Origin of the sequence: Fulvimonas sp. R45 (genome assembly GCF_030504985.1) — a bacterium.
In the GTDB taxonomy this organism is placed as follows: domain Bacteria; phylum Pseudomonadota; class Gammaproteobacteria; order Xanthomonadales; family Rhodanobacteraceae; genus Rhodanobacter_A.
Genome location: NZ_JASERU010000002.1, coordinates 61,187 through 75,995 on the forward strand (window position 1 = coordinate 61,187; position 14,809 = coordinate 75,995).

At 69.7% G+C, this 14,809-nt stretch carries 10 protein-coding genes; 5 read left to right on the plus strand and 5 right to left on the minus strand.

Going from position 1 to position 14,809, the window contains the following annotated elements; genetic code table 11:
- Positions 1 to 93 precede the first annotated feature (93 nt).
- Positions 94 to 891: a DUF2884 family protein gene (locus tag QMK61_RS01905; protein WP_302070043.1), complete on the plus strand. Its 798-nt coding sequence runs from the start codon at positions 94 to 96 to the stop codon at positions 889 to 891.
- A 277-nt stretch (positions 892 to 1,168) separates the two neighbouring features.
- Positions 1,169 to 4,117 (plus strand): TonB-dependent receptor, encoded by a 2,949-nt coding sequence (locus tag QMK61_RS01910; protein WP_302070044.1) that lies wholly within the window; start codon positions 1,169 to 1,171, stop codon positions 4,115 to 4,117.
- 210 nt (positions 4,118 to 4,327) lie between these two features.
- On the opposite strand, the gene QMK61_RS01915 is transcribed toward QMK61_RS01910, so the two are convergent.
- Together QMK61_RS01915 and QMK61_RS01920 are read right to left on the minus strand one after the other, a co-directional pair.
- Positions 4,328 to 7,918, minus strand: coding sequence for a M1 family aminopeptidase (locus tag QMK61_RS01915; RefSeq protein WP_302070045.1), 3,591 nt, complete (start codon positions 7,916 to 7,918; stop codon positions 4,328 to 4,330).
- 39 nt (positions 7,919 to 7,957) lie between these two features.
- The gene (locus tag QMK61_RS01920) at positions 7,958 to 8,842 is read right to left on the minus strand and encodes an ABC transporter ATP-binding protein (protein ID WP_302070046.1); all 885 of its coding nucleotides are present in this window, start codon (positions 8,840 to 8,842) and stop codon (positions 7,958 to 7,960) included.
- A 230-nt stretch (positions 8,843 to 9,072) separates the two neighbouring features.
- Between QMK61_RS01920 and aceF the strand changes: the two genes are divergently transcribed.
- Both aceF and lpdA read left to right on the plus strand, forming a co-directional pair.
- Complete coding sequence (gene aceF / locus QMK61_RS01925; protein WP_302070047.1) at positions 9,073 to 10,416, plus strand: dihydrolipoyllysine-residue acetyltransferase; 1,344 nt, start codon at positions 9,073 to 9,075, stop codon at positions 10,414 to 10,416.
- 14 nt (positions 10,417 to 10,430) lie between these two features.
- Positions 10,431 to 12,269 (plus strand): dihydrolipoyl dehydrogenase, encoded by a 1,839-nt coding sequence (lpdA, locus tag QMK61_RS01930; RefSeq protein WP_302070048.1) that lies wholly within the window; start codon positions 10,431 to 10,433, stop codon positions 12,267 to 12,269.
- Positions 12,270 to 12,484: 215 nt separating this feature from the next.
- On the opposite strand, the gene QMK61_RS01935 is transcribed toward lpdA, so the two are convergent.
- From QMK61_RS01935 to QMK61_RS01945, 3 genes are read right to left on the minus strand one after another with little or no spacing between them, the layout of a single operon-like run.
- Complete coding sequence (locus QMK61_RS01935; protein ID WP_302070049.1) at positions 12,485 to 13,171, minus strand: hypothetical protein; 687 nt, start codon at positions 13,169 to 13,171, stop codon at positions 12,485 to 12,487.
- A gap of 50 nt (positions 13,172 to 13,221) precedes the next feature.
- Complete coding sequence (locus QMK61_RS01940) at positions 13,222 to 13,680, minus strand: hypothetical protein (protein ID WP_302070051.1); 459 nt, start codon at positions 13,678 to 13,680, stop codon at positions 13,222 to 13,224.
- On the minus strand, positions 13,677 to 14,252 hold the full coding sequence (locus tag QMK61_RS01945; protein ID WP_302070052.1) for a sigma-70 family RNA polymerase sigma factor: 576 nt from the start codon (positions 14,250 to 14,252) through the stop codon (positions 13,677 to 13,679). Before QMK61_RS01945 ends, QMK61_RS01940 begins: the two co-directional genes overlap by 4 nt.
- A gap of 119 nt (positions 14,253 to 14,371) precedes the next feature.
- Between QMK61_RS01945 and QMK61_RS01950 the strand changes: the two genes are divergently transcribed.
- Positions 14,372 to 14,698, plus strand: coding sequence for a DUF6249 domain-containing protein (locus tag QMK61_RS01950; protein WP_302070053.1), 327 nt, complete (start codon positions 14,372 to 14,374; stop codon positions 14,696 to 14,698).
- Positions 14,699 to 14,809 lie beyond the last annotated feature (111 nt).

Below are 14,809 nucleotides of genomic sequence, written 5' to 3' on the forward strand. Positions count from 1 at the left end.
GCCGTCGCGGCGGCGCGGTTAAACCATGTGCGCATGACGCGGCATCCAAGCCGGGTCCGGACGATACCCGTCCGTGCTTACGGGAGAGAGCACATGCGCAAACGATGGATGGCGGTGGCGGTCGGCCTTGGCCTGGCCGTGGCGACGCAGGCCCCGGCCCGCGATATCCATGTCGAGGGCGACCAGTGCGGCTACAACAGCCGCTATGCCGTGCAGGTGGCGCCGGGCGGCATCGATTTCAGCAACCCGCAGGCGCATCCGGCCCACGTGTTCATGCACGACGGCCAGTTGCGCGTGGACGGCCATCCGCTGGCGGTATCCGCCGCCGACGCCGCGCGCCTGCGCGACTACGAGGCCGGCATGCGCGGCGTGCTGCCGGAAATGGCCGGCATCGCGCAGGAAGCGATCGGCGTCGCCTTCGACGCGCTGTCCACCGTGGCCGCCACCCTCGGCGGCAGCCAGCACCACCGCGACGCGCTAGTCCGCGAGCTCAACGACGCGCGTCGCACCGCGCTGGTCGGCCTCGACGCGCACGTCAGTGCGCAGCACTGGGACGAGCAGGGCTTCGAGGACGCCATCGAACAACCGGTGACCGAGGCCGCCAACGACCTGGCCAGCGCACTCACCCGCCACGTGCTGTGGGCGGTGCTGACCGGCCGCGGCGCCGACGTCGAGGCGCGCGCCGACGCGATCGACGCGTCCGTCGACAAGGCGGTGGACCAGCGCTCGGAGAAGCTCGAGGCGCGCGCGAAGCTGATCTGCCCGCGCCTGGCGGCGCTGCAGCGGCTGCAGCGGCAATTCGACTTCCGCCTGGCGGACGGCTCGGCGCTGCAACTGATCACCACGAACAAGGAAAGTGAGCCCAAGGCGAGTGCAGTCGCCGCACGCTGAACAGCGTGTTCCCCAAGCCGTGCGACGCCCCCCGCGCACGGGACAGTCGCCGCGTCGAGGCGCGTGCCCCGGCGCGGTTCTTTTTGGGTCTGCCTGGCACGGCGCGGAGCTTGCCGGCATGGGCGTAAACAAAGCCTTCGCAATCATGTACGCAGGACAAACGGGCAGGACACGTTCCTGCGCCGATCCGCGATAGCATGCGACGGCCAGCAGGGCAGCTAGGCGTGCCACCTGGTGCCGGAAGGGGACGGCAGCTCCATGTTCATGGAGGTCTCCCATGGCTTTTCGTCAGGTACGACGACTGCGTCCCGTGCTGTCTGCGACTTTCCGCCGGCGTGCGTTGGCTGGTGCCTGCGTCGCTGTCCTGTACAGCTTGGGGCTGGGCGCCATGGCCGCCGCCCAGACGCAACCCGCGCCCGCCGACCGTCCGGCGCCGGCGGCCACGCCGCAGGCGCAGCCGCCGGCCGCGAAAGGGAGGAACGGCCGGCCACCCGCGAAGCCCGCGGCTTCGGTGAGCAACCTCGACACGGTCAAGGTCACCGGCATCCTCGGCAGCATCCAGAGCTCGCTGCAGGCCAAGCAGAATTCCGACGACATCATCGAGGCGATCTCGGCCGAGGACATCGGCAAGCTGCCCGACGCCAGCATCGCCGAGAGCCTGTCGCGCGTGTCCGGCCTGGCGACGCAGCGCATGAACGGCCGCGCCAGCGTGATCTCGATCCGCGGCCTGTCGCCGGACTTCGCCGGCACCACGCTGGACGGACGCGAGCAGGCGACCATCGGCGAGAACCGCGGCGTGGAGTACGACCAGTACCCTTCCGAGCTGATCAACGGCGCGGCGATCTACAAGACGCCCGACGCCAGCCTGGTCGGGCAGGGCCTGTCCGGCACGGTCGACCTGCACACGATCAAGCCGCTGGACCTGCCGCACCGCGCGATCGTCGCCAACCTGCGTGGCGAGTACACCAGCAACGGCAAGCTCAACCCCGGCAGCGGCGTGGGCGACCTGGGCCACCGCGCCAGCTTCTCGTACATCGACCAGTTCCTGGACCATACCCTGGGCGTGGCGGTGGGCTTCGCCCAGCTCGATTCGCCGATCCAGGAGAAGCAGTACCAGGCCTGGTGGTGGAGCGTGGACAACGGCCCGGCCGGCATCGATCGTAACTGGGGCCAGCCGCGCACGCCCGGCATGCCCGACGACGTGGTCTCGCAGGAGGGCATGCAACTGCGCGCGCAGTCGCAACGCCAGTTGCGCAACGGCCTGATGGCGGTGCTGGAATGGGCGCCGGGCGAGCACTACCACTCCACGCTGGACCTGTACTACTCCACCTTCAACGAGAAGAAGTTCACCAACGGCGCGCAATGGTCCAGCAGCCCGTATGACGACGTGAGCTATTCGAACGTGGGCGTGGTGCCCATGCAACCCTATCCGCTGGTCACCACCGGCACGATCCACAACGTCTCGCCGATCCTGCAGAACGAATACACCCGCGAGCGCGACAAGCTGTTCTCGGCCGGCTGGAACAACCAGTTCGACTTCGGCGGCGGCTGGACCGCGACGGCCGACCTGTCCTACTCCAGCGCGAAGAAGCGGTTACGCGACGTCTACCTGTTCAGCGGCCTTCCCGATGGCGCGCGCACCGATGTGGACTTCCGGACGCCGACGGGCAACGGCTACCCGGGCTTCTCGACCGCGGCGAACCTGGCCGACCCGACGCAGGTCGTGTTCACCGACCCGGGCAACCCGGAGAGCCACCCGCCGGGTTACGGCTACGACGGCCGCCAGGAGTTCGACCGCCAGAAGGACTCGATCAAGGCGCTGCGGCTGGAGGTGAGCCACCCGCTGGGCTGGATCTTCAGCGATTTCGTGCTGGGCGCGAACTACTCCGAGCGGGTGAAGACCAAGCAGGCCGACGTGTACTTCGCGTGGCTGAACGGCAACGGCTCCACCGACGCCACCTACGACCCGTTCTTCAGTGCGCCCATCGGTTACCTGGGGCGGCCCACGTCACTGTCTTACGGTGGCATCCCAGGCATCGTGTACTACGACGTGACCCGGGCGCTGGCCAGCCAGTTCTACCTCACCGAGAAGAACCGGCAGGGCGACTGGAGCCGCAACTACTCGGTGAAGGAGAAGGTGCCGCTCGCCTACGTGAAGCTCGACATCGACACCTCGCTGGGCGACGTGCCGCTGCGCGGCAACCTGGGCGTGCAGTTCGTGCACACCGAGCAGTCCTCGCAGGCGCTGCAGACCCACGGCGATGCCCGGGTGGGCCGCATCGCCGGCGGCGCCACCTACAACAACGTGCTGCCCAGCCTGAACCTGGTGGCCCAGCTCACCGACCACCAGTACCTGCGCTTCGGCCTGGCGAAATCCATGGCGCGCGGCCGCATCGACGACGAGAAGGTGTCGACCTCCGCCAGCGTGGCGGTGGTGCAGCAGGGGCCGGGCGCGGGCCAGGTGCTGTGGTCCGGCAGCGGCGGCAACCCGAAGCTGAAACCCTACGTGGCGGTGGGAGCCGACCTTTCCTACGAGTTCTACTTCGGCAAATCGAGCTACCTGGCCGCGGCGGTGTTCAACAAGAACCTGCTGAACTACATCTACGACCGGACGGTGCTGGACTACGATTTCTCCGGTTACGTCAACGACAACCCCACGCTGAAGCCCACCAGCAACCGGGGCTCGTTCACCATGCCGGTGAACGGCACCGGCGGCAGGATGCAGGGCCTGGAGCTGTCCGGCGTGCTGGAGGGCGGCCTGCTGGCCGACGCGCTGGACGGCTTCGGCGTGCAGGGCAACTTCTCGCTCACCCACAGCAGCATCCCGCAGAACGCGATCTCCTCGGTACCCGGCGGTCCCGCCACGTTGCCGGGCCTGTCGCGCAAGGTCGCCAACCTGGCGCTGTTCTACGAGAAGCACGGCTGGTCGGTGCGCCTGGCCGAACGCTACCGCTCCTCCTTCACCGGCGAGGCGGTGGCGCTGTTCGACCAGCTCGGCTACACCAAGGTGCTGGCCAACCGGCAGACCGACTTCCAGCTCGGCTACGCCTTCGACGAGGGGCGCTGGAAGGGTCTGTCGCTGCTGCTGCAGGTGAGCAACCTCACCAACAGCCCCGACGCGACCGTGCAGGTGTCCGGCCTGCCCAACGGCGTGCAGCTGTCGCGCCCGCTGGAGTACGACACCTGGGGCCGCACGGTGATGTTCGGGGTGAACTACAAGCTGTAGCGGTATGGCATCACCGTACCATTGAGTCCCTCTCCCGCTTGCGGGAGAGGGGTTGGGGGGGGAGGGTTCGGCATCGCCGTGGGGCCGCGCTCCGCCCGGACCCTCACCCGCCTGCCGGCACCCTCTCCCGGAGGGAGAGGGATTCACTCGGCGGCGGCCAGGCGAATGCGGCAAGGCATCGCCACCGATCCGCCGCCGGCAGGAGCGGCGCTAATGCACCGACACCGGCATCCGGTTGTCGGTGGGCACCTGGTCGATCAGCTCGTTGTAGGGATCGATGCCGGCGCTGGCGGGCTTGCCGTCCACGGTCACGGTGACCGTGCTGTCGCCGTCGGGCAGCATGCGGCGCGCCAGGTACAGCGGCCTGCCGTCGCGGCCGGGGGCGTCGGGGGCGGCGAACACGCCGATCTGGATCGGGATATCCGGCGCGGCCGGCGTTTCCCTGCCCTTGCCGTCGGCGTACGCCATGCCGGCATGCAGCTTCATCGTCACCTCGTACCGGCCGTCCGGCAGCTTCTTCGCGCTGGCTGAGGTGATGCGGTTGTCGAACAGGGTGATCTTCCAGAAGAAGTCGTCCAGCAGCGGTCGCCATGGCGGGCCGAGCGCGCCGGACAGCGCGTCCATGAATTCCTTCGAGGTGGTGTAGGGCGGCTGCTGGAAACCCTTGTCGAGCAGGAACTGCTTCAGCACGGCGTCAAGGCGGTCCTCGCCCACGTAGTCCTGCAGCGCGTAGAACACCACCGAGCCCTTGTTGTAGTGGACGTACTGCTCGTTCTCCACCTTCGCCAGCGGCTCCTCGGCTACGGTGTCGGTGGCGCGGCCGGCCAGGTACTTGTCCAGTTCGTACTTCAGGAATTTGCGCATCTGGTCGGCGCCGTAGCGCTGCTTCATCACCATCAGCGCGCTGTACTGCGCCAGCGACTCGCTGAGCATGGTCGAGCCCTGCATGTCGGCGCCGATCACCCGGTGCGCCCACCACTGGTGTGCCACCTCGTGCGCGGTGACGTAGTAGGGATAGTCGATCTGGCTGGTGTCGCGCAGGTCGGCGATGAAGCCCAGCGCCTCGGAGAACGCGATGGTGTTGGGGAAGGACTGCGCGAAGCCGTAGTAGTTGGGCACCTCGGCGATGCGCAGCTGGCGGAACGGGTAGGGCGTGTAGTGCGCGTCGTAGTACGCCAGCGCGTCCTTCGTGCCCTCGATCATGCGGTCGACGTTCCAGGCGTGCGCCGGGTTGTAGTACACGGCGATGGTGGTGCCGTGGTCGTCCACGCGCTTCACCGCCCAGCGCGCGGACATCCACGCGGCGAAGTTCAGCATCGGATGCTGCGACACGTAGTGGAAGTAGCGGCGGCCGCCGGCGGTCCATGCCTTCTGCAGCACGCCGGGCGCCAGCGCGGTCTGGTCGGACGCGGTGGAGACGGTGGTGTCGAAGTCGACCCAGTCGGCGTCGTTGCTGATGTAGGTGTTGGCGCGCGCCTTCGCGTCGCCCAGCGGTGGCATGCGCGGCACGTCCAGCTTGAGTCCGTACTTGCGGCGATCGTTGCGGTCGGTGAGCTGGTTCGACGGCTGGTAGCCGAACTGCGGCAGCATGCCGCTGTTGAAGAAGCTGCCGTTGTGGGCGAGGAACTGGCCCCGGGGCTCGTTGGTGAAGCCGCGTGGCGCGTAGGTCAGGTCGAAGCCGAACGGCATCGAGGCGCCCGGCGCCAGCGGCGTCTTCAGCCGGTAGACGGCGAAGCCGAGGCGTTTGTCGTCGCTCACCGTCTCGTGCGGCGCGAAGTCCAGCGCGGTCCTGGTGAAGTCGGTATCGAGGTTCACGTACAGCGTGTCGATCGGCGCGGCGGTCTTGTTGACCAGGGTGTAGCGGCCGCGGATCTCCAGCCGTCGGTGGTAGGGATGGATGTCCACCTGCGTGCTGACGGCGGTGATGCGCGGCTGTGGCGCGTCGCGGTATTTCGCGTACAGCTTCTCGTAGTCCGCGGCGTCGCGCTTCTTCGCCGTGCCGTTCTCGTAGTGGTTGAGCACGTTGGTGTTGTAGAAGATCCACGCGCCGCTGGCGGCGAACGCCAACAGGCCCAGCGCCAGCGCCACGCGGGCCGGGCGGCGACAACGCGCGCGCGCCTCGCGCAGGCGCCCGCGCCACGACTGCCCGGTGCCGCGCACCCAGAACAGCGCGGCCAGCACCAGCAGCACGACGGCGAGGCAGGCCCAGTAGAAATCGAACCACAGCGTGGCCGGCAGGAAGTGGCCGAAGCCGTTGAGGTCGGAATACGGCGCCGACGGCGCGGCGGCGTAGTTGTACAGGTTGTGGTCCCAGTGCAGCAGCGGGAAGGCGATCTGGCAGACCAGCCACAGCACCGTCAGCAGGTAGCCCAGGTAGCGGTTGTTGGTGACCACCTGCAGGAACAGCGCCAGCGCCGCCAGCAGCGCGAACGGGACCGCCTGCAGCGCCAGCGTGCCCAGGTACAGCCCCGGCTCCAGGTGGGTGTAGCCGTGCGCCAGCTGCCAGGCGATGCCGACCGCCGCGCCGGCGGCCAGGAACGCCGCCGCCACCGCCAGCAGCGCGCCCAGCTTGGCGGCCAGCGGGATCCAGTCCGGCAGCGGGAAGGCGTCGCTGACCTCGGCGGTGCGCTGGCTGCGCTCGCGCCATACCAGTTCGCCGGCGTAGAACATCACCACGATGTACAGCAGCCCCTGCATGGCGCTGCGCATCATCTCCAGCACGCCGTGCGTCACCGGCCAGGTGGCGGTGCCGTAGATGCGCCCGGACAGCGCCAGCGAGAACACGAAGTTGACCAGCCCGAACAGCAGCAGCACCAGGAACGGCACGCCGCGCAGCACGCTGCGGGCGTCGAACAGCAGCAGGTGGCGCAGCTGGGCCAGCCGGGCGCGCCATCCGGCGGCCAGGCGCACTGGCGGCAGCGCGGTGGCGCCGGCGTCGGCGGCCGACGCCGGGCGCAGCAGCGGCGGCTCGGCGCGGCGCGGTCGCCGGCGCAGCCGGAGGCCTTCGCGGTCGGTGCGGAACAGCGCGAACGCGGTGCCCGCCAGTACCAACGAAACGCCCATCCACAGCAGCCGGTTGAACAGCAGCAGGCCGTCCAGCGGCGGCAGCGCGCGGTTGATCCGGTCCGGCGTCCAGTAGCGGGTGACGATCTGCAGCGTGCGTCCACCGAAGGGGTCGAGGATCGCCGCCAGCGCATGGTGGTTCACGTCCTGGGTCAGCAGCTTGGCGATTGACAGCAGCACGATGAAGGCGATCACGCCGATCAGCGTGGCCAGCAGCGAGCGGGTGGCGGTGGCGAGCAGGAACAGCATCGCGGCGATGAACAGCAGGTTCGGCAGCACCATCACGCCGAACGCCCAGGCGTAGCCGTGCCAGTCCGACGGGCCCAGCCGCGCCGCCTCGATCCACGGCATGCTGCCGCCCAGCGCCAGGCCCAGCGCGCACAGCAGCATGATCGCCACCGTCACCAGGTAGCCCGCGGCGAAGCGCCCGCCCAGGTAGGCGCGCTTGCGCACCGGCGTGGCGAACACCAGCTCGGACGTGCCGTGGTCGAAGTCGCGCAGCGCCGCGCCGGCGACGAAGGCGGCCGCCAGCAGCAGGCACAGCGGGGTCAGGTTGTCGATCAGCCGCACGATCACCAGCGGCGCGTTGCGCAGCACGTTGCCGTGCGCGCCGCCCAGGATCACCGCGTCGGTGCTGGAGAACATGAAGGCCAGCCCGGCGAACACCGCGGCGATGACCCAGAACAGCGGCGCCTTCAGCTGCTGGCGCAATTCGAAACGGAGGATCTCGAGGAACATGCGGTCCGTCCTTGTCGTGGAGGCGTCGGCCGGGCCGGGTCAGGCGGCGCGCGAGGTGGCCTGCGCGCGCAGGCGGCCGAAGTACACGTCCTCCAGGTCGGGGGCGACCGGCTCGAAGCCTTCCTCCGGGCGGCTGTCGGCCAGCACGTGCAGCAGGGTGCGCCCGCCGGCGAGGCGGGTGGACAGGATGTTCATGCGCGCGCGGTAGCCGTCCAGCGCAGCCTTGTCGATCGTGCGCCGCCACACCCGGCCTTCCAGCGCGCGGATCGCCTCGTGCGGCTCGCCGGCCAGCAGCACCTGGCCCTGGCCGATGATCGCCATGCGCGGGCACAGGTCGGTGACGTCCTCCACGATGTGGGTGGACAGGATCACCACCACCCGCTCGCCGATCTCCGCCAGCAGGTTGAGGAAGCGGTTGCGTTCCTCCGGGTCGAGGCCGGCGGTGGGCTCGTCCACGATCACCAGCCTGGGGTCGCCGATCAGCGCCTGGGCGATGCCGAAGCGCTGGCGCATGCCGCCGGAATAGGTGCCGAGCTTGCGCTTGCGCACGTCCCACAGGTTCACCTGGCGCAGCAGGGCCTCGACCAGCTCGCGCCGCTCGCCCTTGGCGACGACGCCCTTCAGCATCGCGAAATGGTCCAGCATCGCCTCGGCCGAGACCCGGGGGTACACGCCGAACTCCTGCGGCAGGTAGCCGAGCAGGCGCCGGGTGGCCTGCTTGTCGGCCAGCAGGTCCATGTCGCCGAGCCGGATGCTGCCCTGGTCGGGGTCCTGCAGCGTGGCGATGGTGCGCATCAGCGTGGACTTGCCCGCGCCGTTGGGTCCCAGCAGGCCGAACATGCCCTGGGGGATGTCCAGCGAGACGCTGCGCAGCGCGCGCACCCCGTTGGCGTAGGTCTTGGACAGCTCGCGGATGCTCAGCATGGGTTCCCTCCGCGCCGCCCCGCGCGGCGCTTGCAGGATCAGACTAAGGTATGAATCCGCCGGCCGCACCGGCCCAAGGTCATGCCTGGAGCCGTCCCGGAAGGCATGCATACGTATGCGGATGGACGATTCGGACGTCCGTGTTGCCCCGCAACGCGGACGGGTTCGCTATCATGACTGGCCTTGCGACCGCCATCCCCCGCGGCCGCCCTTGATTCGCAGGAGAACCCATGGCCGACCCCAAAGAAGCCCGCGTACCCGACATCGGCGGACACGACAACGTGCCGGTGATCGAGGTGATGATCAAGGCCGGTGACCGCGTGGAGAAGGACCAGAGCCTGATCACGCTGGAATCGGACAAGGCCACCATGGAAGTGCCCGCGCCCTTCGCCGGCACGGTGAAGGACGTGAAGCTGAAGGTGGGCGACGAGGTCTCCGAGGGCGCGGTGATCGCGCTGATCGAGGCCGACGGCGCCGCCGCGGCGCCCGCACCGGCCGCCACGCCCGCACCTGCGCCCGCGCCCGCCGCGCCCGTGCCGGCCCCCGTGGCCGAAGCGCCGAAGGCCGCGCCGGCCCCGGCGCCGGCCAGGGCCGAGCCGGCCGCTGCGCCGGCCGCCATGCCGCGCCCGCCGATCGACGCCGCCCTGGTGATGCCGGGCGACGCCCCCTACGCCAGCCCCGCGGTGCGCGCCTTCGCGCGCGAGCTGGGCGTGGACATCCAGCAGGTGAAGGGCTCGGGCCGCGGCGGGCGGATCCAGCGCGAGGACGTGGCCGGCTACGTGAAGCACGCGCTGGCCTCGGGCGCGCGGCCCAGCGGCGCGCCGGTGGCGGCCGGCGGCGGGCTCAACCTGCTGCCGTGGCCGAAGGTGGATTTCAGCAAGTTCGGCGAGATCGAGGAAAAGCCGCTCTCGCGCATCCAGAAGATCTCCGGCGCCAACCTCGCGCGCAACTGGGCGATGATCCCCCACGTCACCCAGCACGAGGACGCCGACATCACCGAGCTGGAGGCCTTCCGCAAGCAGCTCGGCGCGGAGAACAAGGACCTCAAGATCACCCCGCTGGTGTTCCAGATGAAGGCGGTGGTGGCGGCGCTGAAGGAGTACCCGCAGTTCAACGCCTCGCTCGACGAGACCGGCGAGAAGCTGATCCTCAAGAAGTACTTCCACATCGGCATCGCGGTGGACACGCCCGACGGCCTGGTGGTGCCGGTGATCCGCGACGTCGACAGGAAGGGCCTGCTGGAACTGGCCGCCGAACTGGGCGAGATCTCGAAGAAGGCGCGCGAGAAGAAGCTCGGCCCGGCCGACATGTCCGGCGGCTGCTTCTCGATCAGCTCGCTGGGCGGCATCGGCGGCACCGCGTTCACGCCCATCGTCAACGCGCCGGAGGTGGCCATCCTGGGCGTCTCCAAGGCGGCCATGAAGCCGGTGTGGAACGGCAAGGAATTCGCGCCGCGGCTGATGCTGCCGCTGTCGCTGTCCTACGACCATCGCGTGATCGACGGCGCGCTGGCCGCCCGTTTCGCCGTATTCGTGGCCAAACAGCTCGGCGACATCCGCCGCTTGTTGCTGTGACGGAGGGCGCGACCATGGCGAACACGATCGAAGTGAAGGTCCCCGACATCGGCGGCCACGACAACGTACCGGTGATCGAGGTGCTGGTGCAGCCCGGCGATACCGTGGCGAAGGAACAGAGCCTGATCACGCTGGAGTCGGACAAGGCCACGATGGAGGTGCCCTCCAGCGCCGCCGGCACGGTGAAGGAACTGAAGGTGAAGGTGGGCGACGAGGTCTCCGAGGGCGCGGTGATCCTGATCCTCGAAACCGCCGACGTTTCTTCTCCCTCCACCAAGGCCGACGCTCCGCTCCCCTCTCCCGTCGGGAAAGGGGCCGGGGGTGAGGGTTCGGGCGAAGCCAAACCTGCCGCTCCGGCCGCGGCCCCTCCCCAGCCCTCCCCTGCAAGCAGGGGAGGGAGCACAGTCGTGCCGCAAGTGGCTGCGGCCTCCGGCAGGACTCCCGACATCGAATGCCAGCTCGTCGTCCTCGGCTCCGGCCCCGGCGGCTACTCGGCCGCGTTCCGCGCCGCCGACCTCGGCCTCGATACCGTGCTGGTCGAGCGCTACGGCTCGCTGGGCGGCGTCTGCCTCAACGTGGGCTGCATCCCGTCCAAGGCGCTGCTGCACGCCGCCGCGGTGATCGACGAGGCCGAGGCGATGGCCGCGCACGGCGTCAGCTTCGGCAAGCCCAGGCTCGACCTCGACAAGCTGCGCGACTTCAAGTCCAAGGTGGTCGGCCAGCTCACCGGCGGCCTCGCCGGCATGGCGAAACAGCGCAAGGTGCGCACGGTGCAGGGCACCGGTGCGTTCGTGTCGCCGCACGAGATGGAAGTGGAGACGGCCGATGGCACCAAGCTGATCCGCTTCGAGCAGGCGATCATCGCCGCCGGCTCGCAGGCGGTGAAGCTGCCCGCCTTCCCGTGGGACGACGAGCGCGTGATGGACTCCACCGACGCGCTGGAGTTGAAGGACGTGCCAGGCAGGCTGCTGGTGGTCGGCGGTGGCATCATCGGGCTGGAGATGGCCACGGTGTACGCCGCGCTGGGCAGCGAGGTGACCGTGGTCGAGTTCATGGACCAGATCATCCCCGGCGCCGACGCCGACCTGGTCAAGCCGCTGGCCAAGCGCCTCGGCGCCCGGCTCAAGGGTATCCACCTCAAGACCAGGGTGACCGAGGCCAAGGCCGGCAAGAAGGGCATCGAGGTCAGGTACGAGGGCGACAGCATCCCCGCGACCAGCGTGTTCGACCGCGTGCTGGTGGCGGTGGGCCGTGCGCCCAACGGCCACAAGATCGGCGCCGAGAAGGCCGGCGTGGCGGTGACCGAGCGCGGCTTCATCAACGTCGACACGCAGCTGCGCACCAACGTGCCGCATATCTTCGCGATCGGCGACATCGTGGGCCAGCCCATGCTGGCGCACAAGGCCACGCACGAGGCGCACGTGGCCGCCGAGGTCGCGGCGGGGCAGAAGCGCCACTTCGACGCGCGGGTGATCCCGTCGGTGGCCTTCACCAACCCGGAAGTGGCCTGGGTGGGCGTCACCGAGCGCGAGGCGAAGGAGAAGGGCCTCAAGGTCGGCGTGGGCAAGTTCCCGTGGGCGGCCTCGGGCCGCGCCATCGGCATCGCGCGCACCGAGGGCTTCACCAAGCTGATCTTCGACGAGGCCACCCATCGCATCGTGGGCGGCGCCGTGGTCGGCGTGAACGCGGGCGACCTGATCTCCGAGCTGGCGCTGGCGATCGAGATGGGCGCGGAGGCGGCCGACATCGCGCTCACCGTGCACCCGCATCCCACCCTGGGCGAGTCGGTGGGCATGGCGGCCGAGGTCTACGAGGGCACCATCACCGACCTGTACATGCCGAAGAAGAAGTAGTTCGCCGGCCCGTCCGGAGCAGAGGAAGAAAAGCCCGGGCCTGCCCGGGCTTTTTCCTGCGGCAGATGCCCCCTGCGTGCACGGGGGCTGCGGACAGGGAGCCGAGTGGCTGGCGGGGGGTCCAGCGATCCGCGGCTTGCACGCAGGGGGCATGGATCAGACGTCCGTGGCCATGCTTTTTGAAATCGCGCGGACGAGGCCCCTCGCCACCCGACTCAGTGCGCGGCCGGCGCCGCCGCGGCGAGCCCGGGCAGTTCGCGCTCGAACGCCTTCTCCAGGGAATCGAGCGCGATCACCGCGTCGCCCATCGAGGAGGTCATCGCGCTCACCGTGTGCAGGAGCTCGGCAGGCTGCGCCGTACCGACCCGCAGGTCGGCGTCGACCCGGTTCAGCTGGGCGTCCTGCAGGTTGACGCTGGTATTGAACGAGAGGCGCCGCTCGAAGTCGCCTTGGTAGGCGTACAGGGTGGCGTAATGGCGCAGTCGTCCGGTGTCGATCCAGCCGGCCGACTGGTTGGCGACCGCCACGTCCCATGCCTCGTGGCGCAGCCGGGGCAACTGCAGGTTCAGGCTGAAATCCCCGCGGGTCTGCGCGTCGATGCGCTGCCTGATCGTGGCGGCATCGGCACCGCCCTTCACCGCCTGCACCAGATAGTCGTACAGGCCCTCCAGCACCACCAGGCGCTTCGCGTCGGCGCCGCGCATCAGGCGCACCTGGTCCAGGTTGACGCTCAGTTCCGCCTCGATCTGCGCGCTGGCCGTGGCCGCGGCGCGCTCGTGGTGGGCATGCTCGATCCACGCCTCCAGCCCCAGCGCGGTGAGGATGCTGAGCACGATCATCAGGTAATGCTTGGCGAAGTCCTTGAAGGAATCGAGGCGGACCTTGACGGGTTCGATGTGCATGGCAGCTCCGGGAAAGCGGTCGCGCGCAGGGTACCCGAATGGCGCCGGTACTAGTGGGGCAGGCGGCGCGGTCCCTGTCCCAGCAGCCAGGACAGGCCAAGGCAGCCGGCGAGGGCCAGCAGCCAGCGCAGCGCCTGCGGGTCGCCGGCGGGCGACAGGGTGCGGAACGCGGGCAGCCAGGCCGGCCCGTAGCGCACCAGCACCACGGCCGCGGCCACGGCGAAGGCGCCGACCAGCGCTGTCAGCAGCACGGATTCGGGACGCCGGCCGACCGGTGCCGGCGCGGTTGCCGCCGTCTCGAGCCGCGCGGCGACCCGCGCCGCGAAATCGGCGGGCAGCGCCGCGTCAGGCGGCTGGCGCAGCGCGCGCGCCAGCAGGCGGTAGCGCTGCTGGCGCACGTCATCGCCGGCCGGGTCGAGGCCGTGGCGCTCGGCCTGCAGCGCGCGTTCCTGCGCCTGCCACTCGCGTTCGCGGGCGTCGTCGTCGAAGGGGGGAAGGATGGGGTTCATGTCGTGGCTCCTGTCCGGGCTTCGAGCGCGTCGCGCAGGCGCAGCCGGGTGCGGAACAAGTGGCTCTTGATGGTGCCGGTGGCGAGGCCGGTGATGGCGGCGATCTCCGGTATCGGCAGTTCCTCGAGGTGATACAACGTCAGCAGGGTGCGCGGCAAGGGCGGCAGCGCCTCGATGGCCTGGTGCAGGTGGCGCAGGGTTTCCGCGTCGGCGCAGGCGGCTTCCAGGTCGAAATCGTCGCCCACGTTTTCCACCAGCGGAGTGCCGTCGCCGGTGTCGGCGTCGACCAGCGGCAGGCGCCTGCGTTGCAGGTGGCGCAGCGCGATGGAGTAGGCCACGCGGCCGACCCACGATTTCAGCGCGCATTCGCCGCGGTACTGGTGCAGGCACTGGTGCACGCGCAGGAAGGTGTCCTGGCACAGCTCGCGGGCATCCTCCGGGTGGCGCACCATGCGCAGGATGAGGTGCCAGCACAGCTGCTGGTGCTCGCGCACGAGGCGCTCGAACGCGCCCGGCCGGCTGGCCAGCACGGCGGCGACCAGCGCGTGGTCGGGGTGGTGGATGTCATCCATGGCGGAACGGATACGCGCAGGCGCGCAACGGTTGCAAGCCGGCGGCTGCAACCGCTGCGTGGCGACCGGTATCCATGTCCGTGAAACCCGGCATGTCCACCTCGCACCTGGAGCGTTCCATGAATTTCGGCATCCTGATCCCGATTTCCCTGTTTGTCTGCATCACCTATGCCATCAAGGTCTGCGTGGACGCGATGGTGCGCCGGCGCATGGTCGAGGCCGGCGGCTCGGCGGAGCTGGTCGACTCGCTGCTGCGCGACGAGGAGCTGCGCCGACGCCATTCCTCGCTGCGCTGGGGCATCGTGCTGCTGTCGCTGGCGCTGGCCTTCGGGCTGATCCAGTGGTTCGGCTGGGACGAGGTGACGCCCGGCCTGATCGCGGTGCTGGCGGGCGCCACCGGCCTGGGCAACCTGGTGTTCTTCGCCATCTCGCGACGGCTGCGCTGACACGGGCGCAGGTCGGCCCCGGGCCGGCCGAAAGGAAAAGCCCGGCCTGGCCCGGGCTTTTCCGTCGTCGCCGTCGGTCATTTGGAATGCTCTTGCTCGAGGGCGCCGGGC